The organism is Halanaerobium congolense (genome assembly GCF_004366375.1).
GTDB lineage: Bacteria > Bacillota > Halanaerobiia > Halanaerobiales > Halanaerobiaceae > Halanaerobium > Halanaerobium congolense.
The window spans coordinates 21,863-47,913 of record NZ_SOEF01000024.1; the positions used below are offsets into that span (position 1 = coordinate 21,863).

Consider the following 26,051-nt stretch of genomic DNA (forward strand, 5'->3'; position numbering starts at 1 on the left):
CCTTTCTTTTATAGGATTCCATAGTTGAATTTATCTAATAGTCTTGCCAGTTGATGGATCGGCAAGCCCATTACTGAATGATATGAGCCTTTTATTTCTTCCACAAAAAGACCCCCAAAACCCTGAATAGCATATGAACCAGCTTTATCCATTGGTTCTCCTGTTTCTACGTAACTGTTTATTTCTTTTTGGCTCATCTTGGTCATTGTTACATCGGTTAAATTATAATCAACATGACTTTCTTTGTTTTGCGAATTTAAAACTGCAACTCCTGTAATTACCTGGTGATCGCTGCCACTTAAAGTCTGCAGCATTTTCTTGGCTGCTGCTTCATCTTCTGGTTTGCCAAGTATTTTTTGATCATAAACAACTATTGTATCTGCTGCAATAACTATCGCATCTTCTACTAGATTTGAGACAGATTTAGCCTTTTCTAAAGCCAGTGTTTTTACCAGTTCAATCGGATCATCACTGGTGAAATTTTCTTCATCTATTTTTGAAGGAACGATTGTAAATTTCAAATTCAATTTTTTTAATATCTCTTCTCTACGAGGAGAAGCAGATGCTAAAACTAATTTTAAATCATTTGTAACATTATTTGCTTTTTTAATCATTAAAAATTACCTCCAGTAATCGAAAATGGTAAATGTTTAAGAGTAAAATAGCTAACAAGTCCAACCCCAAATCCAGTTGGCAGAGCCAGTAAAATCAAAAATGGTAAATAATAAAATATGCCGAGATTAGAAATAATCAAATAAGCTGCTGTGATTTGGGCAGTGTTATGAGCTACAGCTCCGATAATACTAATCCCTATCAAAGAAAGGTAGTCTTTGAGAAAATAATAAGCTAAATACATCAAGAGAAAACTTAAAATACCGCCACTAAAACTTAAATAAAAATTTATTGTCATAAATGTCCCTGCCAGCAGTGAGCCCAATATAACCCTAAAAATAACTACTTGAAAAGCAGCAGGAAATCCAAATAACGAAATTGCAATTAAAGAAACAATATTGGCCAGCCCCAGCTTTGCTCCCGGAACAACTGCAGTTAGCGGAAAAAAACTTTCTACTAAATGCAGAACAAGTCCTAAAGAAATTAAAAGTGAAATAACTACAATTTTTCTAGTTTTTTTCATCTTACCAGCTCATCCCATCTATATCTGAATCAGTACTTTCCAGCCAGAGGCTTAAAGAGTTTGGTACACAGACTATAATTGGTCCTTCACGGTCTATCCAACCGGTCTTTTCGCAAATCTTAAGTGGATCATCTGCTGGTGCTTCTAAAACACGCACTCTGCCCTGATTAACCTCAATAATATGAGTTCCAATTAGCCCTTCTACTTCAAAAACTATTGGTTTTTCATAACTATCTGCTACAGGAACTGTTTTGATCAACTCATTATCCAGTTGAACCTTTAACAGCAATTCAGCATCCGATTCAGAGGCAAAATAATAGAAAGGAATAACCAAAAGTGCTAAAGCCAAAAGAACTACAAAGATAATTAAAATTTTATCATAAAATGTCAAAATATCTGTTATTTTCAATTATATTCACCACTAATTTCTTTTTTACTACCATTACTATATATTTTAACATCTTTAGACGCTGATGTCCACAGTTTAACGCTTAGTTTAAAGCTTAAGAAAAAACCCGTCCTTATAGAAGAACGGGTTCTTTAGTTATTTAGATTTTAATTTAAATTCTATTCTTCATCTTTATAAAAAAGATCTACTGCATCTACATTACAAGCTTCAAAACAAAGACCACATTGAATACATATTTCTTGATCAATCTCATGCAGTTTTTTTACTTCTCCTTCAATTGCATCAACCGGACAAGCTTTTGCACAGAGAGTACAGCCAACACAGTTATCATTAATTTCAACTTTTTCAATCATTCTTCCCTGAAATTCAATTGTGCCAGTTGGACAAACTTCTGCACACTTACCACAGTTAACACATTTTTCATAATCTATTACAGCTAAATTATCTTTCATCTCAATTGCATCAACCGGACAGGTTTTTGCACAGAGGCTGCAGCCGATACAGCCAACCTCACAAGTTTTACGTACTATTTTACCTGTATTGTGGGATGAACATCTGATATGAGTTTTAGCTGAAAGAGGTGCCAGTAAAAGAATATTACGTGGACATTCTTCCACACATTTACCACAGCCGGTACATTTTTCTGGATCAATTTGTGGTAAGCCATTTTCGCTCATAATAATCGCATCAAAAGGACAAACTACCTCACAATCTCCAAAACCAAGGCAGCTGTACTGGCATTCTTTTTCGCCACCATTAACAGCATTTGCCGCTTTACAGGTTTTAATACCCTGGTATTTACCGGATTTGGTAGTTTCTTTAATTCCACCACCACATAATAATTCGGCAACTACCTTATCTGAACTATCAGCATCAGCACCCATAATATCTGCAATATTAGAAGAAACTTTGTCTCCTCCAACAGGACAACCGCCAACAGGTGCTTCTCCATTAACTACTGCTTCTGCAAAAGCACTACAACCTGCATAACCACAGGCACCACAGTTAGCACCAGGTAAAGCATCATTTACTTTTCCAACTCGTGGATCCTGTTCTACCTTAAAGTGTACTGAGGCAAAACCTAAACCTGCAGCTAAAAATGCTGCAATTCCTCCCATACTAATCAAAGAATATAAATATGTTGGATTCATTTAATTTACTGCCACCTCCACTACATTGAGATGAGACCGGAGAAGCCCATAAAAGCCATAGCCATAATTCCCGCAATAATCAGGGTAACTGGCACACCTTTTAGTACTCCCGGTACATCGCCAAATTCTAATTTTTCTCTCAAACCTGCCATTAACACAATTGCTAGAGTAAAACCAACACCAGCTCCAAATCCAAAAACTACACTGGCAATAAAACTGTAGCCATTAAGTGGAATCAGTAAAGCCAATCCCATGATAGCACAGTTAGTTGTGATTAACGGAAGGAAAATACCTAATGCTTTATATAAAACCGGACTTGTTTTCTTAATAAACATTTCTACAAACTGTACCAGAGATGCAATAACAATAATAAATGAAACATACTGCAAAAATGGTAAGTTAAAAGCTTCTAAGATGAAAGTATTAATCATCCAGGTTGCTGCAGCAGTTAGAGTCATAACAAAAGTTGTAGCAAGACCCATACTGAAAGCTGTTTCAACCTGTTTGGATACACCTAAGAAAGGGCAGATCCCTAAAAATCTAATTAAAACAAAGTTATTTATTAAAACAGTACTAATAAATAATAATAATATTTGTGTGAATTCTTCCATTATTTACCCTCCCTGCTGATTTGATTCATAATACCAACCAGAATTCCTAAAGTAATAAAAGCTCCAGCAGGTAGTACCATAATAACCATTGGACGATACCATTCACCTAATACTTGAAATCCAAAAATTGATCCCATACCGAAAACTTCTCTGATTATACCTAAGAGAGTTAAAACCCAGGTAAAACCAATTCCCATCCCCAGCCCATCTGCGATAGCTCTGTGAGTAGGATTTTTAGAAGCAAAAGCTTCCTGACGTCCTAAGATCAAACAGTTAACAACAATTAGAGGAATAAAGATACTTAGTGATGCTGCAATTCCAGGGAAAAATGCCTTTAGAAAATAATCTGTAAAGGTTACGAATGTAGCAATAATTAATATGTAACTTGGAATCCTTACATTTGCTGGAATCAACTTTTTAATAATTGAAATTACGATTTCAGACATAATCAAAACAAATGATGTTGCTAATCCCATTGCCAGACCATTTGAAGCTGTGTTAGTTACAGCTAATGTTGGACACATACCAATTACTAAACGAATAATTGGGTTTTCTGCCCAGAGTCCATTTGTAAAGTCTTTAACTAGTTCTTTAAAATTCATAGACATTAATTTCCACCTCCATAAACATCGGTAATTGTACTAACTGCTTCTTCAATAATTCTGGTAACACTTACGGAAGATATTGTTGCACCAGCGATTGCCTGCACTTCTGTTTCTTTAGAAGGCGGAGTTTTTATTACATTATATTCACCAAAAACTTTATTTTCGAAATTAGACTTAAATTCAGCTTCTGTTATTCTTGCTCCTAAACCAGGAGTTTCTTCGTGGTTTAAAACACTGAATTTATAAATCTCTTGGTTATCAAGGTTAACACCAACCATAACATCGATCATACCATTATAGCCACCACCACTGTTCTGATAAGCTACTCCTATTCGATTGCCATCAGCATCAAAACCTTCAAAGAAAATTTGGCCATTTTTTTCTACTTCCTCAACTTCTTCAGCTCCAGGAAGAACTTCGCTAATTGCCAATCTTTGAGTTTCAGCCTGATTAGCCTGAATATAGGGAGTAGTCCATTCATAAACAAAGGTTAAAATTAAAGCAGATACTATACCAATTGTAGCTAGAGTAAGAATTAAATTTTTTGTGCTATTCTTTTCCATTTATTTCACCTCTCCCAAACTACGAGGTCTTGTATAACGATCAATTAGTGGTACTGCAGTGTTCATTAATAAAATACTATACATAACTCCTTCTGGATATCCACCCCAGAGTCTGATTACAACAACAAGTAATCCAGCTCCAAGTCCAAAAATCCAGCGTCCATTTTTAGTTGTCGGACTGGAAACCATATCAGTTGCCATAAATAAAGCTCCGAGCATTAAACCTCCACCAAAAAGATGGAAAATAGGATCTGCACCAAAAGCAAAGGTTCCAACAAATACAGTTCCAACCATTGCCAGTGGAATTCTCCAGTTTACATAACCCTTATATAAAAGATAAGCAAAACCTAATAATAATGCCAGGGCTGAAGTTTCTCCGAGTGATCCACCAATTTGGCCGACAAAAAGATTCCAGGTATCAGTTGCTATACCATCCATCTTCATCTTACTTAAAGGAGTAGCAGTGGAAACTCCATCTACTGTCCAGGTTGTCATTAATACCGGATAAGCAGCTGTTAAAAAAGCTCTACCAACTAAAGCCGGGTTAAATGGATTTTGACCTATACCACCAAAAACCTGTTTACCAAGTCCAATAGCAACAACTGAACCAAAAAAAGCTGTCCAAAGTGGAATAGATGGTGGAAGTGTTAGTGCTAAAAGTAGACCTGTTACTACTGCACTTCCGTCATCAATAGCAATTTTCTTATTTCTAACTTTTTGAAATATGTACTCAGTTAAAACCGCACCAACTACAGCTGTCAGAACCACAGATATTGCTCTTGCTTTAAAGAAATATACTGCAGCAAATACTGCTGGCAGAAGGGCAAGAACAACTGACCACATTATTTTTTTTACAGAGTCCTGTGATCTGACATGTGGTGAGGATGTTACAATTAATTCATTATTCATTATTGGTTATCCTCCTTAATTCTCTTCTCTTTTTTTCGCCATTACCTGTGCCTTACCAAGACGCAGATGATGTACCAGAGGTATTTTAGCCGGACAGACAAAAGAACATGATCCACATTCAATACAGCTTAATACCTGCCATTCTTCTAATTCTTCTACCATATCATGTTTTGCATAATTAACCAGCTGAGTCGGCATTAAAAACATAGGACAGGCATCAACACATCTTGCACAGTTAATACAAGGAGAAGGTTCAAAATCTTCTACCTCATCTTTAACTAAAACAAGAATTCCTGATGTACCTTTTACAGTAGGAATATTAAGATGTTTTTGGGCAGCTCCCATCATTGGTCCACCTGTTATTACCTTAGCTGCACTATCCTTAAGTCCTCCAGCCTGTTCAACAAGTTCAGCAATACTTGTACCAATTCGATAAATTAAGTTCTGAGGAGAGTTAATTCCTCTACCCGTGATAGAAATTGACCTTTCATAAAGCGGCTTTCCATCTCTAATTGCATCTGCAACAGCTGCTGCTGTAGAAGTATTGTTTACTACAACCCCTACATCAAGCGGCAGACCTCCAGCCGGTACTTCTCGACTGATTAAAGCCTCAATCAACATTTTTTCTCCACCCTGTGGGTATTTAGTTTCTAAAGCCTGAACTTCGATATTATCATCATTTTTGGCAGCATCCTGCATACTTTCTATGGCCTCAGGTTTATTTTCTTCAATACCAATAATTCCTTTGGGTGCACCTGATGCTTTCATTAACGCTTTTAAACCAAAAATAATACTTTTCGGTCTTTCTACCATCACCCGATGGTCAACAGTTAAATAAGGTTCGCATTCTGCACCATTTAAGATTACATAATCAACATTTTTGTCATCTGGAACAGATACTTTTACATGGGTCGGAAACATCGCTCCACCCATACCAACTATTCCTGCTTCTCTAATGATATTTCTAATTTCTCCTGCTTCCAGTTCATCTAAGCTCTCATGTTTATCTAAACCAGAATTTAGAGTATCTTCGTCTGCCGCTTCAATTACTACAGCATCAACAGTGTTACCACCTGGATCAGTTACCTTTCTAATGTCTTTTACAGTACCTGACACAGAAGCATGAATAGGAGCACAGACAAAACTATCACCATCAGCAATTTTTTGTCCTAAATCAACCTGATCACCTTTTTTGACAAGAGCCTTTAAAGGCGCACCAATATGTTGCTTGATTGGGATTATAACTTCTTCAGGTCTTTTAGCATTTTTTAAGGGTTTATCCTTTGTTAATTCCTTATTATACTCAGGATGTATCCCCTGTTTAAAAGTCAACGCTTTCACTATAAAATTTCACCCCTTATATATTTTTTTCTAAGAAAAATTTATAAATTGAAAATTTTGCTATAAATTTAGATATTAGAATGCAAACCATAATTATTATATACTAATTGTTAAACAAGAACAACAGTAAATTAAAAAAAGATTTTATTCACGAGCCACTATGAATCCATTATATCCTTCTGACTTTAATTCTTCAAGCACTGATTCTGCTTCATCTCTCGTGGAAAAACCAACTACCTGAACTTGATGGGGATTTGAATCAGTAATAAAAATTTGATATCCCAATTCTTCAACTTTATTTTTTTCGGCCAGTGCATTATTATAATTTGAGAAAGCTCCAATTTGAACTGCATATTTTCCTTCAATTTCTTCTGCCTCAGATACAGAACTTTGATTAGCAGGCTGGTTGTTCTGAGCTGTGTTAGCGCTTGAATTATTGACAGCTGCTGAATTATTAGTTTCTGCAGCTTGTGAGGCAATATTTTTTTCTTCTGGAGTGGGTGCAGTTAAATTATTTTCTTGATTATTAACTTCTTCCGATTTTTTTTGATCTTCTGAAGCAATTTGCTGATTAACATTTTGATTATTCATCTGTTCTCCAGCCATTTCAGTGTCATCCTCTACTAAAAATGAAATTAACCAGCTGCCCATTAAGTAACCGACAAACAAAGCTGCAATTGACATAAAAATAACTACTACTATTAAAGAAAAGCCTTTTTCATTTTTATTCATTATTTTCACCCCTCACTTTTGTCATGATCTCTATCCCAGCTTCAAAAATTGTATTAAAAGAACCAGCTGCAACTATCAGATCATTTGAAGCTGCATTTTGCAAAGCTAGACTGCTGGCTTCAGCTAAATTATTAAAACTTTTAAATTTAAAATCATATCCTTTAAATTTGCTGCTGAGATCATCTATTTTTATAGTTCTAAATGAATGATTTTCGGCAAGATAGACTACTGTCTTTAATTTCAATTGCGAAAGTTCAGCTAAAACAGAATCTAAATCCTTATCTTTTAAAATTGAAAAAATCAGATGTAATTGCTTAAATTCTGTACTTGAATTATTAATATTTTTGACAAGTTCTCTAAAAGCAGCCTGATTATGAGCAGCATCTAAAATCACAAGTGGTTTTTCTGATATTTTTTCCATTCTGCCCGGCCAGTATATGTTTTTTAAAGCCTGTCTGATCTCAGATTTCCTAACAGGAAAATCTGAATTTAGTTCTTCAACTGCTCTTAAAGCTAAAGCAGAGTTTAAAGCTTGATGTTCTCCTAAAAGTGACAGCTGATAACTTTCTTCTTTTTTTTCTGTCCTTTTTAGACAAATTAAGTTTTTTCTTAAATTACAATCACTTTTAATTAAATCGTATTCCTCATTGATATCAATAAATTTTGCCTTAACTTTTGCAGCTTTATCTTTTATTACTTTTAAAGCATCTTCCTGGTCAACTCCAGTAATTACTTTCGAGTTTTCTTTAATAATCCCAGCTTTTTCGAAAGCAATTTGGGCTGCATTATCTCCTAAAATATTTTGATGTTCTAAAGTTATATTAGTTATTATCGAAAGTAATGGCTTTTCAATTATGTTTGTAGCATCCAGCCGACCTCCAAGCCCGGTTTCTAGAATAACTATCTCGGCTTCATGTCTTTGAAAAAATTTAAAAGCTGCTGCAGTTACAATTTCAAAAAAACTCGGCTCTAAGTGGTTCCTGGATTTTAATGAAGCCGCTGCACTTTTAAGCTCTGCTAGAATTTCAGCTAATTCTATGGTTGGACAAGCCTGACCGTTAATTTTGATTCTTTCGTTGAAATGATAATAATGAGGTGAGCTGTAGAGAGCTGTTTTATAACCTGCCTCTCGGTAAATTCTTTCTAAAATAGCAGCAGTTGACCCCTTACCATTAGTCCCAGCAAGGTGGATTACATTTAATTTTTGCTGTGGATTTCCTAATTGATCAACTAAATTTTTAATTCTATCTAAGCCTGGATTGTAACCTGATTTGTTTCCAAAAAGTGATAAAGAATTAATATAACTAAAAGGATCCATTTTCTCCTCCAATTCTAATTTGCAATCAAGAGTATAAATAAGTTAAAATGTATTATGGCACTAATAATATTATACACAACTTTTAAGAAAAGAACAAAATTAATAAACTGAATTTTCGGGGGAGATTATATGACATTACTGCAAATTTCAATATTTTCACTTTTTGCAGCACAATTTTTGAAAATATTTTTTATAAGGCCAATTAATTTTTATACTGTTTTTACCTCTGGTGGAATGCCCAGCTCACATTCATCTTTTGTCTCTTCGCTGGCAGTGACGGTTGGTCTCAAATATGGCTTTAGCTCTGATCTTTTTGCTATAGTGACAGTATTTGCTTTGATTGTTACTTACGATGCCAGTGGAGTAAGAAGAGCTGTTGGTCTTCAGGCTAATGTCTTAAATAATCTGATAAAACACCTTGAAGATAAAAGTTTTGCTAATGATAAACAGTTAATCAAAGAAGATTTAAAAGAATTGATCGGCCACACTCCTTTTGAGGTCTTTGCAGGTGTGCTCTTGGGTGCATTAATTGCAGTAATTAACTGGTATTTACTTATTTAATAAATTGGCTAAAAACTAAAAAAAGTTAAAGTTTAACAAATCATGATATAAAAATCCGTCCACCGGGCAGAACTATGTCCGCAAGTGGACGGATTTTTTTATTTTTTTAATGCTTTACTTTATTTTAATTAAATAATCCACTTCTGCTTCTTTAGGATTTTTTGATAGCCTAGTTATTTAAAGCAGATTCAATTTTTGCAGCTACTTTTTCTGCTTTAAACCCTAGTTCTTCTCCAACTTCTTGTCCTTTACCACTTAAACCAAAACGGTCAAGTCCAATTACTAAACCATCACTACCAACTAGTTTATACCAGCCACTTGTCACTCCAGCTTCGATAGCTACTTTTAATTTTGCATCAGGTAGAGGATGTTCAGCAGCATACTGCTCCAGTTTTTCTCTTTCCGGTACTGACATTACTGCAGCTTTGATTCCCTTAGCTGTTAAAAGCTCTGCACTTTCTTCAGCTAAATTAACTTCACTACCACTGGCAAAAATAATTGTATCAGCATCTTTGGGATCACTAACAAAATAACCACCATTTTTAAAGTTATTAAGCCCCTGATATTTTTTAATGTGCTTTAAATTCTGTCTGGTTAAGATTAAAGCAGTTGGCTGATCTGTAGTTTCTAATGCTTCAACCCAGGCAGCTTTTGCTTCTTCTTCATCACCGGGTCTTAAAACTTTAAGTCCGGGGATAATTCTTAATGCTTCAACATGTTCTATTGGCTGATGGGTAGGACCATCTTCACCAACGAAAACAGAATCATGAGTAAAGACATAGGTTACCGGCAGCTTCATTAAAGCAGCCAGTCTAACTGCTGGACGCATATAATCTGAGAAAACTAAGAAGGTTGCAGCAAATGGACGTAAGCCTGCATGTAGTGCTATACCATTTGTAATTGCTCCCATTGCATGTTCTCTAACTCCAAAACGGAAGTTTCTGCCGCTGTAATCACCTTTTTGTACTTCACCGTATTCTGCATTATAGGTTTTATTTGATGGTGCTAAATCTGCTGAGCCACCAACTAAATAAGGAATTAATTCAAATGCTTTTGTTAAAGCTGCTCCAGCTGATTTTCTGGTTGCAATTGGAGCTTCTATCTCGAGATTCATAATTTCTTCTTTTAAATCAACAGGGAGTTTTAGCTCTAATGCTTGATCCCATTCGTTTTTAAGCTCAGGATTGGCTGCTGCCCATTCGTCAAATTCTTTTTCCCAAGCTAATCTTTGATCCTGCATCTTGGCAGCATGAGCTCGGAAAAATTCCTTTACCTCATCTGAGACATAGAACTTTTTATCTACCGGCAGACCAAACTCTTCTTTTAGACCTTTAATTTCTTCTTCTCCTAATGGTGCTCCGTGAGCATCAGCTGTATCCTGCTTATTTGGTGCACCTAAGGCAATATGTGTTTTAGCCATAATTACTGTTGGTCTTTCTTTATCAGACTTAGCCTGGTTAATTGCTTCCCGAAGCTGATCAAGATTGTGACCGTCAACATTTTCTATTACCTGCCAGCCAAAAGCTTTAAAACGATCAGCTACAGATTCTGTAAAAGCTAAATTGGTACTTCCAGCAATTGAAATATCATTATCATCATAAATAGCAATTAACTTATCAAGTCCTAAATGACCTGCAAGTGATGCTGCTTCAGAAGTGATACCTTCCATCATACAGCCATCTCCCATAATTGTATAGGTATAGTGGTCTACAATTGTATGGCTGTCTGTATTATATTTTGTGGCCAACATTTTTTCTGCTAAAGCCATTCCTACTGCATTAGAGAAACCCTGCCCTAATGGTCCTGTTGTTGTTTCTACTCCATCAGTTTCTCCATATTCTGGATGGCCTGGTGTTTTAGAATGAAGCTGTCTAAATTCTTTTAAATCGTCCATTGAAATATCATAACCTGTCAGGTGCAAAAATGAATATAAAAATGCTGATCCATGTCCAGCTGAGAGCACAAAACGATCTCTATCTGCCCAATCTGATTTAGAAGCATCGATGTTCATTACCTCTCCAAATAATAATGCCCCAATGTCAGCACAGCCGATCGGCATTCCTGGATGTCCTGAATTTGCTTTTTCTACAATGTCTGCTGATAAACCTCTTACTATATTAGCAACTTCTTTTAACAAAATTTATCCCTCCCGAAATTAAATGAAATCTTTCAATTATTATTTTATACTTTAAGGCTCTAAATGTCCAGTCAGCTCATGAATAATTTTAGCTTTCATTCTACTGCAGACGCTCTTTTTTTCTGTTTTGATGATTATTATAGACAGATGCTAGATAAATACCACCTAAAATAAAGGCACCTCCAAACATTGTTGTCATTCTTACTTCTTCGTTCAACAGCAGCCAGGCTAAAAATGTTGTTAGTATTGGCTCTCCCAAAATTGACAGAGAAACTATTGATGTTGGTAGATAACGAACTGCTAGATTAAGTATTGAATGGCCGACAATTGTTGGTCCTAGGGCCAAAGCTAAAAATATTAAATAATTAGTGGAGCCATAGCCAGCAAATGGTATCTCAAAAATATAGACTCCGGCAGCTAAAAAGATAGCAGCATATGTATAAAGAATATATAGGTAGGGAAAATAGTTGAGTTTTTTTCTAACCCCTCTTCCTATAAAAAGATAAGATGATGCAAATAAAGCTGCTGATAAGGCTAGAAAATTACCAAATAATTTATCTCCCAGCTGATAAAAATCTCCAATGCTAATAATTGAACTCCCAATTACCGCCATTACAATTCCAATAACAGCACCTTCTTTTAAATCTTCTCTGGCAAACAAATATTCTAGAATTATTGTGAATAGAGGCTGAAGTGCCACAAAAATAACTGAATTAGAAATATCTGTATACTGGATAGAACTGATCCATAAAATAAAATGTACAGCCAAGAGAAAACCGACCAATAATGGCCGGTAATCTAAAAAATAACGCGCATCTTTTCTATGTTTAATTAGAAAATATGGAGTTAAAATTAAAACCGTAAAAAACATTCTATAAAAGGCAGTAATTAATGGTGGTGCAGTAGCTACTTTTATTAAAACACCTGAGGTAGACAAAAAGAAAATACCTACCGCAAGTAATATATATATTTTTTTCTTATAATCCATTTTTACACCTGCTTTGATTATTTTTGATCTTCTGTCTTTCTTTTTTTATTGTACTTTTTTTATAATTTTACTTTTTCTGCTAAATTACTTTCTTCTAATGAAATTAACTGCTCAAAATGTTTAAATTCTACCTTATCACCTGAAATCAGCATGTATTTAACAGTGTTTTCTTTAACTGTCACCTCTATTTGACTACCTTTAAAACGCAGTCTAAACTGATAACTATTCCAACCATCAGGTAAATGGGGATGGAAATATAGCTTTCCATTAAACATTCTCATGCCGGCAAAGCCCTGTACTAGTGAAAGCCAGGTTCCGCCCATACAGGCTGTATGTATCCCCTGATAGGCATTTTCGTTATAATCATCAAGGTCAAGTCGGGCAGTCTGCATAAAATAATTATAGGCCTGATTTTTATAACCTATTTCCGAGGCAATTATACTGTAAATTGCCGGTGATAGTGAAGAATCATGGGTTGTTTTAGGTTCATAGTAATCATAGTTTCTAAGCTTCAAGTCCTGGCTAAACTGGTCTCCAAGCTGCAGCATCAGCAGCATTACATCTGCCTGCTTAATTACTTGATAACGCCAGATGATTAATGGATGCCAATTTTTAACCAGCGGCAATTCTTCTTCTGGAATATTATCCACTTCTATTGGGTTTTTATAAAGAAAGGAATCATCCTGAGGGGTGATTTCTAAATCTTTATTGTACGGAAGATAGATATCTTCTTTTATTTTTTTCATCTCAGATATTTCTTTTTCAGTCAGGCCGATTCTTTCCGCCAGACGCTTATATTTCTCAGGTGCTTCTTTTTTGATAATCGCTGCCATTTTAACTGCAGTATCCAGGTTAAACTTAGCCATATAATTTGTATAAGCATTATTATTGACACCAGGCTTATACTCATCAGGTCCACAGACTGTATTAAAACAAAACTTATTATCTTTCATTGGAATATAGCTACCCAGGCTGATCCACATTCTAGCTGTTTCAACTAAAATTTCAAGACCAAAGTTTTCCATAAACTCCTGGTCATTGCTAACCTGATAATATAAATTTAAGGCATAAGCAATATCAGCATTGATATGATACTGGACTGTAGACCCCATAAAAAATCCTGAGGCCTCTTCCCCATTAATTGTCCTCCAGGGAAATAAGGCTCCATCCAGTTTTATTCTTTCAGCATTCTTTCTTGCCTGATCAAGTGTATTATATCTAAAAAGCAGCAGATTGCGTGCTACTTCTGGACGCTGAAAAGCATAAAAAGGAAGAACATAGCTTTCTGTATCCCAAAAATAATGGCCTTCATAATATTCTCCACTGATTCCTTTGGCAGCAACACTAGTCTGACCATCTTTTCCAGCAGCCTGTAGTATATGAAAGGCATTAAATCTAAATGCCTGCTGTAAAGCATCGTCTCCATCTATTTTAACATCTACATCCTGCCAGTAACCTGTCATAAATTCTGCCTGTTCTTCGAGAAGATTTTCAAAACCAGAAATTGAAGCTCTTGCCGCTGAGGCTCTGGCATCACTAAGGGGGTTTTCTCCAGCTTCCTGACTGTGGTTGACACCTACAATTTTGTCAATTGTATATTCTTCACCCTGGCTGGCGCTGATTTCAAAAATCCAATCAATTCTATTATCTGAAGATCTCTTTTTTACTTTACAATTATCTTGAGTATGACCTTTGATCGAATGTTCCACAACATATGCTATTTTAAAATTAGTACTTTTAACATCGTGCAGTAGATGGCCGCTTTTACTGTCAACTTCGCTTTCTATTACCTCTAAAGCTTTTTTATCTCTTAAGTGATGATGATTGCTTACATCACCATTAATGGCTGAGTTAAGACTAATTTTACCGGAAAAATTGATTGCTTTAAATTGATACCTAATTGCACCAATATGTTCTCTGCTTAATGAAATCAAGCGGGTAATTTTAATTTCAATTTTTCTTCCCTGGCGATCTTCCCAGATAATATATCTTTTAAGTACTCCCTGTTTTAAATCTAGTTCCCGATTATAATCTAAAACCTTGCCTTTAAGTAAATTTAGTTTTTCCTCGTTAATATATAAATTAATTTCACTCCAGTCAGCTAAGTTAATCATTGTCTGACCTTTTTTGGGTAAATTAGGTGCTTCTTCCCCATAAATAATTTCTTCTGAAGCATAGACTCCGTTAATATAAAAACCAGGAGTTGTTGTTTCTTCACTACCTGGATAATCTTCTTCTAAAGTTCCTCTTAAACCAAGATAGCCATTACCAAGAGAAAAAATAGCTTCATTGTGATGATTATTTTCTAATAAAAATTCCTCTTCGGTGATTTTCCAGTCTTGATATGGATATATTGAATCTTTATCCATTTTTTTGGCATGATAATTTCTCAATTTATTTACCCCCTCAATAACTTAATGAAATATCTTAATCAACACTTAAAGAATAAATTTCAATATCAATTTCTTTAACATTGATTCCTGTATTATTTTCTAAATGTACTTTTAGTGCTGACCTGAATTCATTAACAAAATTTGTGATAATTAAACCATATCTAATTTCTAAAGATAGATCAACAATAAGCTGGCTGTTTATTTCTTCAACTTTTACTTTTTTGAAAGCAGTAATCTCCTCAAAATCCTTAATCAAATACTCTATAAAACTTACCAGTACTCGATTACTGATGCTCAAGTTTCCATAAAAGCTAAAACGCGGCCGAACTATACTTTTTTCATGGCGGACTGTCTCATCATCTTTTTTGAAAAATAGTTCTAGTGAATGCAGCAGATAACCTGAGAAATCTTGCTCTACTTCAATAGTTGGCACCGGAATGACATGTTTGCCTTCATTATTTCTGACTGAAAGTGCTTTTTCTATCTCCTCTGCTGAAGAAATTTCTTCAATATTAATATACTGGTCAATTCCATGAAGTTCCAATCGCTCATCAATTCGCTCAACCATTCCCGTAGAAGTGCCTAAAATCAATATTTTATCTTCATCTATTTCTTTAAGACATTTTTTTACTTCTTCTGTTTGTTTTTCATCATAAAAAAGAGCCCTTCGAATTGCTCCCATTTTACTTTCTTCTCTTTTAGCAGAGCTGCCTGCCATTATTTTACCGGCATAGATCAGCAGACCATCGTCAACTATCAGGGGTATCTGATATTTATTTGCTAAAAGTACCGCACGGTGGCTTTTACCTGTTCCACTGGGCCCAACAAGAGCATATACTTTCATATTAAAAAATACCTTCTTTCCTAAAATATAATAGAATCTTAGAACTGTGATCAACTTGTAATAATCATTTTCTAGTGCTTATTTTTAACTTATTATTTCTAAAATATTTTTTTGAAATTATCACTTAACAGCTTGATTATATATTTTTTCCAGCCTTATTTCAATTATTTAGGACAATAAAATAAAAGACCTGCCCGATTTTTTCTTGAGCAGATCTTTATCTCTATTTTTAATAGCAAATTTATCCAAAGTTAATTTTAACTAGTTAAACAGCTATTAAAGTATTTTATTTTAGTTTTAGTTATTAATTTTGATATTTTTTAACAATGATACAGGCGTTTTGACCACCAAAACCGAAGGAGTTACTTAAAGCTGCATTTAATTCTGCTTCTCCAGCTTGATTTGGTTGATAGTCTAGGTCACAGCCTTCTCCACCTTCTTCAAAATTCATTGTTGGAGGCACGATATTTTCTTTGACTGCCATAGCAGAAATTATTGCTTCAACCCCACCAGCAGCACCTAATAAATGGCCTGTCATTGATTTGGAAGAAGATACCTTTAGCTTATAAGCATGGTCTCCAAATAATTTTTTAATTGCTGTTGATTCATATTGGTCATTTAATGGTGTTGAGGTACCATGAGCATTAATATAATTAATTTCCTCTGGCTGCATTCCAGCTCTTTCTATAGCAGCTTTCATAGCTCTAACTGCACCTTCTCCTTCTGGAGCTGGAGAGGTAATATGATAAGCATCTCCAGATGCACCATAGCCAACTACCTCAGCTATAATATCAGCACCTCTTTTTTTAGCGCTTTCCAGAGTTTCTAAAATTACTATTCCTGCACCCTCTCCAATTACAAAACCATCTCTATCTTTATCAAAAGGACGACTTGCTTTTTCCGGTTCATCATTTCTACTTGATAAAGCTTTCATATTACCGAATCCGGCCACTGCAGATGGTGTAATCGAAGCCTCTGTACCTCCAGCAATCATAATGTCAGCAGCACCTCTTTTTATTGTTTCAAAAGCTTCTCCAATCGCTGTTGTAGCAGATGCACAAGCAGTTACTGGGTTAACATTAGGTCCTTTTGCACCAGTATAAATTGCTACATTACCAGCTGCCATATTAGAAATCATCATCGGAATAAAGAAAGGACTTACTCTTCTAGGTCCTCTTTTATTAAGCTTTGCTACCTGTTCTTCGAAAACTTCTATTCCACCAATACCTGAACCAACCATTACTCCAGCACGATCAGCATTTTCTTCATTGATTTCTAAACCGGAATTTTTTACTGCTTTCATTGCTGCTACGATAGCGTACTGACTGTATAAGGCTAAACGCTTAGCTTCCTTACGATCTATGTATTCTCCTGGATCGAAATCCTTTAGCTCTGCTCCAATTTGACTCGGATAATCTGAAGCGTCAAAATTTTCGATTTTAGATATACCTGATTTACCTGCTTTAATATTTTCCCAAAATTCGTCTAATTCTAAGCCCAGTGAATGTACAACACCTGCACCTGTAATTACAACTCTTTTATCCATTAAATATTCTCCTCCTAAGTCGAAATAAGTTCTATTTTAATTTTTTTAATGTTTTCTTTAAGCTTTTTTCATCTTCAACATTATATGCATTAAGTGAACGGTCAATTCTTCTCATTAAACCTTTTAGCACTCGGCCTGGGCCAACTTCAACATAATCTTCATAACCATCTTCTTTAAATCTCTCAATTGTCTCTACCCAGCGGACACTATTATTTAACTGTTTAATTAAAGCCGACTTGATTTCACTGCTTTCCTTAACATAATCAGCTGTGACATTAGCGATTAAAGGAATCTGAGCATCTTTAAATTCCACAGATTCTATAGTGTTTTTTAGTTCTTCTTTAGCTGGCTCCATAAGTGGTGAGTGAAAAGCTCCACTTACAGTTAAGGGGATTACTCTTTTGGCTCCTTTTTCTGACAGCAATTCACCTGCAGCTTCAACTGCTGTAACTTCTCCGGAAATAACTACCTGACCAGGAGAATTATAATTAGCCACAGTAACAATACCATCTATTTCTTTTAAAACTGATTCTACTTCTTTATCAGCCAGGCCAATTATAGCTGCCATTGTTCCTTTCCCTTCGGGATCAGCCTGGTCCATTAGTTCACCACGGCGGCGCACTAATTTCAGACCATCTGCAAAAGAAAGAACACCGGCTGCATAAAGAGCGGAATATTCTCCTAAACTGTGTCCGGCTGCTGCTGCTGCGTCTAATCCATGTTCAGCTAGAACTGCTTTGATCATTGCACTTACAGTGTAAATAGCAGGTTGTGTATTTTTTGTATTATTTAAATCTGCTTCTGGACCATTAAAAATCATATCTTTTAAGTCAAAATCTACTATTTCTTCTGCTTTATCTAAAATACTTTTTGCAGCTTCATAATTCTCATATAATTCTTTTCCCATTCCAACATACTGTGAACCCTGTCCTGAGAACATAAAAACTAAATTACTGCTCATTTGAAAGCCTCCAGTTTAATATTTTTTTCACTTATCTTTCAATTCATCTTTTATTATATATTTTTTTACTGTGATTTTTCAATTAATTTAAGCCAATTTTATTTTAAAATCATTTTTACAGTTTTATTTCTTTAAAGTTTTATTTCAATATTATTTAAGATCATTCCATTCAATTACTGCCGAAGCCCAGGTCAAACCTGCTCCAAAAGCAACCAAGACAATCTTATCACCATTATTGACTAATCCTTTTTCTTTGGCCTCTGCTAAAGCAATCGGAACTGAAGCTGCAGATGTATTCCCATACTCGGGTAGATTAACATAAACCTGATCATCATTTAATTTTAACCTTTTAGCTGCTGCATCAATAATTCTGGTATTTGCCTGATGAGGAACTAATAGATTGACATCTTCTTTTTTTACTCCAGCTTTTTTAAGTACTTTAAGTGAAGCTTTACCCATTGTTTTAACTGCAAATTTAAAGACTGGAGTACCTTCCATTTTCAGAAAATGGCCCCGGTTATCAATACTCTCATGTGAGGCAGGAGTTCTTGATCCACCAGCTGGTTGATAAAGGGTATCTGCACCAGTACCATCTGCTCCTAAATCAGTTGCTAGGAATCCACCTTTGTCAGCAGCAGAAACTACAGCTGCACCAGCTCCATCACCAAATAAAACACAGGTTCCTCGATCTTCCCAATCTAAAATTTTTGATAAGACCTCGGCTCCAATAACTAAAACATTATCATACATTCCAGACTCAATGTAATTTACTGCTGTACTTAAGCCATAAACAAAACCGGAACAACCAGCACCTAAATCAAAAGCTGCTGCATTTTTTGCTCCCAATTTTTCCTGAACAATACAGGAAGTTGCTGGAAACATCATATCCGGTGTGATAGTTGCTACAATAATTAGATCAAGATCTTCAGCTGCAAGTTCTGCATCTGCTAAAGCTTCTTTGGCAGCTTCAAATGCTAAATCTGATGTTGCCTGATCTTCAGCTGCAATTCTTCTTTTTTCTATACCTGTTCTTGTTTTTATCCATTCATCGCTAGTATCCACAATTTTTTCTAAATCATGATTTGTCATTATTCTATCTGGAAGATATTTACCCAGACCTGTAATTGTTGCTTTTCGCAAAATATTCACCTTCCTTAGTTGGTCTATATAAATTTATATCACTTTTTCGACTCTTAGTCAAGTTTAGCAAAAAAATAATGGCAGGAAGCTGATAAATTTTGCAAATTACTTAAAGTTAAGCTTAATTTGCTAATATTTACCAGGCTGCTGCCAATACAACTAAAAGAGTCCAAGCTGACATTTTACTATTTTAACCTTCTGTTCTTTTACTACCTTACCAACTCTAGGAACTGACATTTTTAAAAGTTCAGCCAAAAGATGTGACTGATAACATGTCATTTTGTCTGACTGGATTGTAAATGGTAAATCACCCAATTTACCAGCTGATAATAATGTGTTTGTATTAATCTTGACATTAGCTCTATTTTTTACCATCTTTGCTGATTCTTTTTCAGCTTTATCTTGATTTTCTAAATAAAATAACAAATCAGGGTTTAAAAAATTAATTATTGTATTACCTTCGATAAATAATCTTTCTATATCATCATCTAAAAGATTGCGAGCTAGCTGATAAGCTGTTGGAAGTTCTGAAGCAGGGCTTTCTAAAAGCAGCACCTTATCTGCTCCGTGTTCTACAACCCTGGCGGTATCTGTACCTGTTTGATTAATTATTCTAGGATCATTAATCACCTTATATTGGTCAAGATCATTATTAACTGATGTTTTAATAACTGCAGTTTTAGCACAGCTATCCTTTAACATTAAGGAAATTAAAGTAGTCTTGCCAGCCTTACTTGAAGAAGCGCTGACCCCTATCATTTCCATTGTTATTCCTCCTTAAAAAAGAAATTATTTTTGATAATTATGTAATTTCTTTAAATTTTAAATATCTACAATTAAATATTAAAACATCTGCTCTTAAAAATCAAATTATATTCAAATAAGTTCTAATTTAGCTCCAGCTTTTATTAAGCCACCTTTAATTACTTTGGCAAAGATTCCTTCTTTCGGCATTACACAATCACCTATTTTTTGCATAATTTCACAATCATGATGACATTTTTTTCCGATTTGAGTGACTTCTATAATAACTTTTTCGTCAATTTTTATTTTTTGTCCAACTGGAAGTTCATAGAGTTTATCTAAGCCTTCTGTTGTAATATTTTCAGCAAAATCTCCAAATTTTAATTCATAACCCTGGTTTCGCATTTTGTCAATACTACTTTCATCTAAAAGGCTCAACTGACGGTGCCATTTGCCGGCATGAGCATCCCCTTTTAAACCAAAATTTTCAATTAAAATCCCTTCCTCTATTACTTTTTTGGTTGTTCCTTTTTCTTCACTCAAGCAAACTGCTTTGATTTTAGCTTCCATCTATTCCACCTCTGTAATTTTTATTTCTTAAATAATCTTTATTTATTTAATTCTTAAGAAAAAAATAGCCGAATCTCTAAAAAACTAGTTAATGATTATGATCATGTTGATGACTGTTGTCATTGCTGTGACGGTGTTCTGTAATTTCCCCTTTTAAAATCTTTACTCCATGGGGAATAATTTCTATTACTGCATCCAAGCATTCTCTAACTGCTTTGGGACTTCCTGGAAAATTGATAATTAAGCTTTCTTTTCTAATACCAGCTCTGGCTCTTGATAATGCAGCCTGAGGTGTTCTGGCAAGGGTATCAGCTCTTATTTTTTCTGGAATTCCCGGCACTTCTTTTTCTATTACTTCTAATGTTGCTTCAGGAGTAATATCACGTTTGGCAAAACCTGTGCCACCTGTGGTTAAAATCAAATCCGCTTGCTTCTGATCTGAAATCTCAATTAAAGCTTTTTTTATTTCGGCCTTTTCATCAGCAATGATATCTTCATACACAATTACGGCTCCAATTTTTTCCATCATTTCTTTAATAATTGGGCCACTCAGATCTTTTCTTTCTCCACGTGAGCCTTTATCGCTAATTGTTAAAACTGCTGTTCTTATTTTAAATTTATTTTTCTTCTCGCTCATAAATCCCACTCTTTCCTCCTGCTTTGTACATTAATTTGATTGATCCGATCTCCATTGATTTATCAACTGCTTTAATCATATCGTAAATTGTAAGGGCAGCTAGATTAACAGCAGTCAGAGCTTCCATTTCGACTCCAGTTTGACCGCTATTTTTAACTTCTGAAAATATTTTTATTTTATTTTCAAAGTTTAGGTCAAAATCAACTTTGATACTGCTTAAAAGTAAAGGGTGACACATAGGTATTAAATCCGAGGTTTTTTTAGCACCTGTGATTCCTGCAATTCTTGCAGTCTCAATTACAGCTCCCTTTTTTATATTACCTGCTTTTATTTTTTTTAAAGTTTCAGGCTGCATTTTAATTTCTCCTACAGCTCTGGCGGTTCTTTTGGTTGTTTTCTTTTCTGAAACATCTACCATCTGTACTTTCCCGTTCTGGTCAACATGTGACAATTCTTTATTCATTTTCAGCCTCCAATTTGTGACATATTTCGATTATAAGCCTGTTCTGCAAAATCAAGATGGTGACAGGCCGGTTTTAATTTTAGTGCTTCTATAAATGCTGATTCAATTTCTGAACTATTTATTTCTTTAATCTTAACTTCTTGATTACCTGCCAGGCAGGGCTTTATTTTGGCATCAGCAGTTAAACGCAGTCGATTACAACTGCTGCAGAAATGTTCGCTAAGGGCAGAAATAAAGCCAATTGTACCTGAAGCACCTTCGACTTTAAAATAATTGGCAGGCCCACTGCCCTTAGTTACTGCAGGCAGCAATTTATATTTGTCTGCAATTATTTTTTTAATTTCTTTACTGCTGATAAATTTCTCAGCTTCTGCTTCGCCTCCCAGAGGCATATATTCTATAAATCTAATATTTAGTTCTTTATTTCGACTTAATTCCACAAAATCTAATATCTCGTTATCATTAATCCCTTTCATCACTACCATATTAATTTTAACAGGTTTGAGATCTGCTTCAAGTGCAGCTTCAATTCCAGCTAAAACATAGCTTAAAGCCCGACGCCGTGTGATCTTCTCAAATTTTTCGGAACTCAAACTGTCTAAGCTGATATTAATCCTATCTAAACCAGCTTTTTTTAATGAAGATGCTTTATCTGCCAGAGCCACAGCATTAGAGGTCATTGAAATATCCTCTAAATCCAATTTGTTAAGTTCTTTAATTAAAGCTTCCACATTTTTTCTAACTAATGGTTCACCACCAGTTAGACGAATCTTTTTAATGCCCATTTTAACAGCAGTTTTGGCTATTTTTATTATTTCTTCATAGCTTAAAATCTCCGAGTGATCTTTTTCTCTGACTCCTTCTGCAGGCATGCAGTAACGGCAGCGAAGATTGCAGCGGTCAGTTATTGAGATTCTTAAATAATCTATTTTTCTTCCAAATTGATCAATTAATTTCTGCATTTAATTGCCTCCATTTTAAAGTTCTAAGCTTTTAATTTTTCCACTTTCCTGGCAGTTATAGCCCCCAAGTTTTTCTATTTTAGCTTTTATTTTATCTTGATTTAAGAGTTCTATTAATTTTTTGACCCGGGGATCATCTATATATTTCTCTCGTATTATTAAATCATATTTTTCTTCAGCTAAAGCCAAGAAATCAACATCCATAACTTCAGCTGCTGCTCTAATACCTAAAGCTGCATCTGCTGAACCCCGTCCTACAGCGGCTGCAGCTGCAATGTGTGTAAACTCTTCTTTTTCATAACCAGAAATTTCTGCCGGCTGAATCTTATTCTGTTTTAAAAGATAATCAAATAAGACCCTAGTACCTGCACCACGCTGTCTGTTAATATAATTAATATTTTCTCCTTTTAAATCATTAATGTCTTCTATATTTTTAGGGTTTCCCTTTTTAAGATATAAACCCTGTTCTCTCTGAACTAAATTGACTAAAAATATTTTTTCTCCTTTAAAAAATCTTTTTAAGTAAGAAATATTGTACTCACCTGTTACAGGATCTAAAAGATGGGCACCCGCTAAATGAGATTCTTCTCTTTTTAGAGCTGTTAGACCTGCCATTGATCCTACAGTCTGCAGTTTTAAGTCAAAATTATAGTTTCTTTCTCTGATTTCATTTCTAATTAAATCTAAACTTAAATCATGGCTTCCAATTAAAAGCAGATCATTTTCTATTTTACTTTTTTCTTTTAAAAGAATAACTGGAGCTTGATCTCCAGGATGAAGGCCTTCTTTGTTTTCACCTATTTTCATAATTCCATCTGCTTTCAGCATTGATTCCATAGCTGAAGATCCCCTTTTTAAAGGAACTGCAGTGAACTCATTTTCACTATTACTAATTAAATTAACTCTTAAAAACTCTTCTAAACCTATTTCCGATGGAACTTTACGGTTTACAACTGCTTTGATCTGATTAAATTTTGGAGCCTGGTCTCCCTGAAGTAAATAAACTATTTCTCTAATAAAAAGCTGATTATCCAGCCAGGCAGAAAGTGGATAACCTGGTAAGCCAAATACAGGTGTATCTTTTACTTGAGCTGCAATCAGAGGTTTCCCAGGCATAATATTTACACCATGAAATAAGATTTCTCCTTCATTTTGTAAAATATCTATTGTAAAGTCACCTCTGCCGGCAGAAGATCCGGATAAAACAATTACAAGATCACTTGCCTCAACTGCCTGCAGCATTTTGCTTTTAATAATTTCTTTTTGATCTGCTAAAATTTCTGTTATTTTAACTTTGGCTCCCCACTTGTTTAAAGCTGCTTTAACCATTTTTGAATTAAATTCTACTAATTCACCAACTTTAGGCTTTTTTTCGGCGCTGACTAGTTCATCACCGGTTGGAATTATTGATACTAATGGTTTTTTATAGACTTCAACTTCAGTGACTCCCGCTTCTAAAAGAGCTGCTAGATCATAATCACTAAGCTTATGATTTGTAGTAACCAATAAATTACCTTTGACAGTACTCTCGCCAATAGAACGGATATGATTCCAGGGTGGAACTCCTTTTTCAATCACATAATATTTTTTTTCAACTTGGTTTACTTCTTCGATTTTTATAACTGCATTAAATCTTTCTGGTATGGGATCACCAGTATCTACAGGCTGAGCTTCTTTACCAATTTTCAGTTTAATTGGCGATCTTTCACTGGCTCCAGCAGTTTTTTGAGCTTGAACTGCAATTCCATCCATTGCAGATGCATAAAAATCGGGAGCTGAACGTTCTGCATAAAAAGGTCTAGCAGTAATTCTTCCTTCTGCATCTACGGTTTGAATTTTTTCGGTCTCAGTTCTTAAATTTTTAAATCTATTTTCTAATTTAGCTAGGGCATCTGCTAATGAGATTTTATTTAAATATTTTTTAACCATTTTAAATTAAATACCTCTTTTCTATTTATTATTCAATTAATTTTAATCTAACTAATTCCCCTTTATCAATTCCCTCTTTATTTTGAGGGATTTTTAGCACTGCATCACCATAGGCTAAATTGGTGATCAGGCTGGATTTTGCAAGTAATGGCTCTGCAAATAATTTTTCATTTTTCTCAATTATTTTTACCGGAATATATTCTTCACGGCCTTTATCTGAGACTAAATTTCTTGTCAATTCTGCTTCAATAAAATACTTATTATTTTCACTGCCCATTTCTGAAGGCTTTTTTTCGCCATTTAAAACCCGTACAATTTCAGCTGATAGGACAGTATTTACAGTCCAGGCTGAAGCAGGATGACCGGGCAGACCGACAACAATAGTCCCCTCAATATCAGCTAAAATAGTTGGTTTCCCTGGTTTAATGGCCAGACCGTGTAACAATACACCTGGCTCTCCTAGAGAATTAAGTAAATCGATTGTCATATCTTTGATTCCAACCGAACTACCACCTGAAATTAAAACCAAATCTTGTCCTAATTCTTTTTGTAAAGCACTTTTTAAGTTATCAAATTTATCTTTAATAATACCAACTTTTTTTGTTTCTGCACCTATTTTATCTAAATAAGCAGCAATAGAATAACTATTGATATCTCGAATCTGTCCTGCTTTGGCTTTTGCTTCTGCGGGAATTAGTTCATCACCAGTTGAAATTATAGAAACAGCTGCTTTTTGAAAAACATCAAATTCTGTTATTCCTAGACCAGCTAAGGCTCCAATATCTCGGGCCATAATTTTATGACCTTTTTTAAATAACAATTCTCCTGCACCAATATCTTCAGCTTTTTGGACAATGTTTTCTCCAACAGCAAGTGCTTTAAAACTTTCAATCATCTTAGATTCTATTTTTTCAGTGTCTTCAATCATTAAAACTGCATCTGCATTTTGGGGAATCATTCCCCCAGTTGGAACAGCTGCTACCTGACCACTTTTTAATTCAATTTCTGTCTTTTGGCCCATCTGAACACTGCCAATTATATCTAAATAGGTCGGCATTGATGCTGAAGCCCCTGCTGTATCAGCAGCTTTAACAGCATAACCATCAACTGTTGAACGACTAAAAGGCGGTAAATCAACTGGAGATAAAATATCTTCAGCCAAAATTCTACCTGCAGCATTATTTAGTTTAATTTTTTCAACCTGCAGCTTCTTTTTTTCTAAGCAAGATTCTAATTGCTGCCAAAATTTTTCTAATGGATTCAATTCTAAAAATTCTCTCATATATAAATTTCATTCCTTCCAATAAGGTAACGTCAAGTATTTTGTGTAAATAAATTAATATCTTTCTTCAAATAGTTGAATTAGCTTATCTCTAGCAGCTAAAAATCCTTTTAATCTTCG

At 34.8% G+C, this 26,051-nt stretch carries 26 protein-coding genes; 1 reads left to right on the plus strand and 25 read right to left on the minus strand.

Features of this window, described 5'->3' with window-relative positions; translation table 11 throughout:
• Window positions 1-8: 8 nt before the first annotated feature.
• The 11 genes from C7954_RS09350 to C7954_RS09400 form a co-directional block, all read right to left on the minus strand.
• A complete protein-coding gene (locus C7954_RS09350) occupies window positions 9-614 on the minus strand; it encodes a Maf family protein (RefSeq protein WP_134059720.1) in 606 nt (201 codons plus the stop codon).
• A complete protein-coding gene (locus C7954_RS09355; RefSeq protein ID WP_134059723.1) occupies window positions 614-1,135 on the minus strand; it encodes a Gx transporter family protein in 522 nt (173 codons plus the stop codon). The genes C7954_RS09350 and C7954_RS09355 overlap by 1 nt, the downstream gene beginning before the upstream one ends.
• Before the next feature lies 1 nt (window position 1,136).
• A complete protein-coding gene (locus C7954_RS09360; RefSeq protein WP_134059728.1) occupies window positions 1,137-1,544 on the minus strand; it encodes a NusG domain II-containing protein in 408 nt (135 codons plus the stop codon).
• A 158-nt stretch (window positions 1,545-1,702) separates the two neighbouring features.
• The gene (locus C7954_RS09365; protein ID WP_134059731.1) at window positions 1,703-2,695 is read right to left on the minus strand and encodes an RnfABCDGE type electron transport complex subunit B; all 993 of its coding nucleotides are present in this window, start codon (window positions 2,693-2,695) and stop codon (window positions 1,703-1,705) included.
• 20 nt (window positions 2,696-2,715) lie between these two features.
• A complete protein-coding gene (rsxA, locus tag C7954_RS09370; protein WP_134059734.1) occupies window positions 2,716-3,306 on the minus strand; it encodes an electron transport complex subunit RsxA in 591 nt (196 codons plus the stop codon).
• Entirely contained in the window at window positions 3,306-3,914 is a 609-nt protein-coding gene (gene rsxE, locus C7954_RS09375) for an electron transport complex subunit RsxE (RefSeq protein WP_134059737.1), read from the minus strand. The genes rsxA and rsxE overlap by 1 nt, the downstream gene beginning before the upstream one ends.
• Window positions 3,914-4,474: an RnfABCDGE type electron transport complex subunit G gene (locus C7954_RS09380; RefSeq protein ID WP_134059740.1), complete on the minus strand. Its 561-nt coding sequence runs from the start codon at window positions 4,472-4,474 to the stop codon at window positions 3,914-3,916. The genes rsxE and C7954_RS09380 overlap by 1 nt, the downstream gene beginning before the upstream one ends.
• Window positions 4,475-5,383 carry an RnfABCDGE type electron transport complex subunit D gene (locus tag C7954_RS09385; RefSeq protein ID WP_134059743.1) on the minus strand — a complete coding sequence of 303 codons (909 nt, stop codon included), beginning with the start codon at window positions 5,381-5,383 and terminating at the stop codon, window positions 4,475-4,477. It abuts the gene before it with no gap.
• 15 nt (window positions 5,384-5,398) lie between these two features.
• On the minus strand, window positions 5,399-6,724 hold the full coding sequence (rsxC, locus tag C7954_RS09390; protein WP_134059745.1) for an electron transport complex subunit RsxC: 1,326 nt from the start codon (window positions 6,722-6,724) through the stop codon (window positions 5,399-5,401).
• A 144-nt stretch (window positions 6,725-6,868) separates the two neighbouring features.
• Complete coding sequence (locus C7954_RS09395; protein ID WP_134059748.1) at window positions 6,869-7,456, minus strand: SPOR domain-containing protein; 588 nt, start codon at window positions 7,454-7,456, stop codon at window positions 6,869-6,871.
• On the minus strand, window positions 7,449-8,774 hold the full coding sequence (locus tag C7954_RS09400) for a bifunctional folylpolyglutamate synthase/dihydrofolate synthase (protein ID WP_134059751.1): 1,326 nt from the start codon (window positions 8,772-8,774) through the stop codon (window positions 7,449-7,451). Before C7954_RS09400 ends, C7954_RS09395 begins: the two co-directional genes overlap by 8 nt.
• Window positions 8,775-8,903: 129 nt before the next feature.
• On the opposite strand from C7954_RS09400, the gene C7954_RS09405 reads away from it, so the two are divergent.
• The gene (locus tag C7954_RS09405) at window positions 8,904-9,335 is read left to right on the plus strand and encodes a divergent PAP2 family protein (RefSeq protein WP_134059754.1); all 432 of its coding nucleotides are present in this window, start codon (window positions 8,904-8,906) and stop codon (window positions 9,333-9,335) included.
• A 169-nt stretch (window positions 9,336-9,504) separates the two neighbouring features.
• Here the strand turns inward: C7954_RS09405 and tkt are convergent, their stop codons facing one another.
• The 14 genes from tkt to C7954_RS09475 form a co-directional block, all read right to left on the minus strand.
• Entirely contained in the window at window positions 9,505-11,472 is a 1,968-nt protein-coding gene (gene tkt / locus C7954_RS09410) for a transketolase (protein WP_134059757.1), read from the minus strand.
• A 100-nt stretch (window positions 11,473-11,572) separates the two neighbouring features.
• Window positions 11,573-12,460 (minus strand): DMT family transporter, encoded by an 888-nt coding sequence (locus tag C7954_RS09415; protein ID WP_134059760.1) that lies wholly within the window; start codon window positions 12,458-12,460, stop codon window positions 11,573-11,575.
• A 59-nt stretch (window positions 12,461-12,519) separates the two neighbouring features.
• A complete protein-coding gene (locus C7954_RS09420; protein ID WP_089723214.1) occupies window positions 12,520-14,853 on the minus strand; it encodes a glycoside hydrolase family 65 protein in 2,334 nt (777 codons plus the stop codon).
• Window positions 14,854-14,887: 34 nt separating this feature from the next.
• Entirely contained in the window at window positions 14,888-15,697 is an 810-nt protein-coding gene (locus C7954_RS09425; RefSeq protein ID WP_089723215.1) for an Asp23/Gls24 family envelope stress response protein, read from the minus strand.
• 304 nt (window positions 15,698-16,001) lie between these two features.
• On the minus strand, window positions 16,002-17,243 hold the full coding sequence (gene fabF, locus C7954_RS09430) for a beta-ketoacyl-ACP synthase II (protein ID WP_089723216.1): 1,242 nt from the start codon (window positions 17,241-17,243) through the stop codon (window positions 16,002-16,004).
• Between the two features lie 31 nt (window positions 17,244-17,274).
• Entirely contained in the window at window positions 17,275-18,204 is a 930-nt protein-coding gene (gene fabD, locus C7954_RS09435; protein WP_089723217.1) for an ACP S-malonyltransferase, read from the minus strand.
• 150 nt (window positions 18,205-18,354) lie between these two features.
• Window positions 18,355-19,344 carry a beta-ketoacyl-ACP synthase III gene (locus C7954_RS09440; RefSeq protein ID WP_089723218.1) on the minus strand — a complete coding sequence of 330 codons (990 nt, stop codon included), beginning with the start codon at window positions 19,342-19,344 and terminating at the stop codon, window positions 18,355-18,357.
• Window positions 19,345-19,503: 159 nt separating this feature from the next.
• Window positions 19,504-20,109 (minus strand): P-loop NTPase family protein, encoded by a 606-nt coding sequence (locus C7954_RS09445; protein ID WP_089723219.1) that lies wholly within the window; start codon window positions 20,107-20,109, stop codon window positions 19,504-19,506.
• A 111-nt stretch (window positions 20,110-20,220) separates the two neighbouring features.
• Entirely contained in the window at window positions 20,221-20,658 is a 438-nt protein-coding gene (locus tag C7954_RS09450; RefSeq protein WP_089723220.1) for an MOSC domain-containing protein, read from the minus strand.
• 88 nt (window positions 20,659-20,746) lie between these two features.
• Window positions 20,747-21,295 (minus strand): MogA/MoaB family molybdenum cofactor biosynthesis protein, encoded by a 549-nt coding sequence (locus C7954_RS09455; protein WP_089723221.1) that lies wholly within the window; start codon window positions 21,293-21,295, stop codon window positions 20,747-20,749.
• Window positions 21,276-21,758: a cyclic pyranopterin monophosphate synthase MoaC gene (gene moaC, locus C7954_RS09460; RefSeq protein ID WP_089723222.1), complete on the minus strand. Its 483-nt coding sequence runs from the start codon at window positions 21,756-21,758 to the stop codon at window positions 21,276-21,278. Before moaC ends, C7954_RS09455 begins: the two co-directional genes overlap by 20 nt.
• Before the next feature lie 2 nt (window positions 21,759-21,760).
• Window positions 21,761-22,720, minus strand: a complete 960-nt coding sequence (moaA, locus tag C7954_RS09465) for a GTP 3',8-cyclase MoaA (RefSeq protein ID WP_089723223.1) — start codon at window positions 22,718-22,720, stop codon at window positions 21,761-21,763.
• A gap of 15 nt (window positions 22,721-22,735) precedes the next feature.
• A complete protein-coding gene (locus C7954_RS09470; RefSeq protein WP_089723224.1) occupies window positions 22,736-24,649 on the minus strand; it encodes a molybdopterin biosynthesis protein in 1,914 nt (637 codons plus the stop codon).
• Window positions 24,650-24,677: 28 nt separating this feature from the next.
• Window positions 24,678-25,931 carry a molybdopterin-binding protein gene (locus C7954_RS09475; protein WP_089723225.1) on the minus strand — a complete coding sequence of 418 codons (1,254 nt, stop codon included), beginning with the start codon at window positions 25,929-25,931 and terminating at the stop codon, window positions 24,678-24,680.
• Window positions 25,932-26,051 lie beyond the last annotated feature (120 nt).

Coding starts and splice junctions, on each gene's coding strand:
- C7954_RS09365 (WP_134059731.1), bottom strand. CDS start 2,695: ATGAATCCAACATATTTATATTCTTTGATTAGTATGGGAGGAATTGCA.
- C7954_RS09355 (WP_134059723.1), bottom strand. CDS start 1,135: ATGAAAAAAACTAGAAAAATTGTAGTTATTTCACTTTTAATTTCTTTA.
- C7954_RS09425 (WP_089723215.1), bottom strand. CDS start 15,697: ATGAAAGTATATGCTCTTGTTGGGCCCAGTGGAACAGGTAAAAGCCAC.
- C7954_RS09395 (WP_134059748.1), bottom strand. CDS start 7,456: ATGAATAAAAATGAAAAAGGCTTTTCTTTAATAGTAGTAGTTATTTTT.
- C7954_RS09455 (WP_089723221.1), bottom strand. CDS start 21,295: ATGAGCGAGAAGAAAAATAAATTTAAAATAAGAACAGCAGTTTTAACA.
- fabD (WP_089723217.1), bottom strand. CDS start 18,204: ATGAGCAGTAATTTAGTTTTTATGTTCTCAGGACAGGGTTCACAGTAT.
- fabF (WP_089723216.1), bottom strand. CDS start 17,243: ATGGATAAAAGAGTTGTAATTACAGGTGCAGGTGTTGTACATTCACTG.
- C7954_RS09470 (WP_089723224.1), bottom strand. CDS start 24,649: ATGGTTAAAAAATATTTAAATAAAATCTCATTAGCAGATGCCCTAGCT.
- C7954_RS09415 (WP_134059760.1), bottom strand. CDS start 12,460: ATGGATTATAAGAAAAAAATATATATATTACTTGCGGTAGGTATTTTC.
- rsxA (WP_134059734.1), bottom strand. CDS start 3,306: ATGGAAGAATTCACACAAATATTATTATTATTTATTAGTACTGTTTTA.
- C7954_RS09405 (WP_134059754.1), top strand. CDS start 8,904: ATGACATTACTGCAAATTTCAATATTTTCACTTTTTGCAGCACAATTT.
- C7954_RS09445 (WP_089723219.1), bottom strand. CDS start 20,109: ATGGAAATGATAGGGGTCAGCGCTTCTTCAAGTAAGGCTGGCAAGACT.
- C7954_RS09450 (WP_089723220.1), bottom strand. CDS start 20,658: ATGGAAGCTAAAATCAAAGCAGTTTGCTTGAGTGAAGAAAAAGGAACA.
- moaC (WP_089723222.1), bottom strand. CDS start 21,758: ATGAATAAAGAATTGTCACATGTTGACCAGAACGGGAAAGTACAGATG.
- C7954_RS09380 (WP_134059740.1), bottom strand. CDS start 4,474: ATGGAAAAGAATAGCACAAAAAATTTAATTCTTACTCTAGCTACAATT.
- C7954_RS09400 (WP_134059751.1), bottom strand. CDS start 8,774: ATGGATCCTTTTAGTTATATTAATTCTTTATCACTTTTTGGAAACAAA.
- C7954_RS09385 (WP_134059743.1), bottom strand. CDS start 5,383: ATGAATAATGAATTAATTGTAACATCCTCACCACATGTCAGATCACAG.
- C7954_RS09475 (WP_089723225.1), bottom strand. CDS start 25,931: ATGAGAGAATTTTTAGAATTGAATCCATTAGAAAAATTTTGGCAGCAA.
- C7954_RS09350 (WP_134059720.1), bottom strand. CDS start 614: ATGATTAAAAAAGCAAATAATGTTACAAATGATTTAAAATTAGTTTTA.
- moaA (WP_089723223.1), bottom strand. CDS start 22,720: ATGCAGAAATTAATTGATCAATTTGGAAGAAAAATAGATTATTTAAGA.
- rsxE (WP_134059737.1), bottom strand. CDS start 3,914: ATGTCTATGAATTTTAAAGAACTAGTTAAAGACTTTACAAATGGACTC.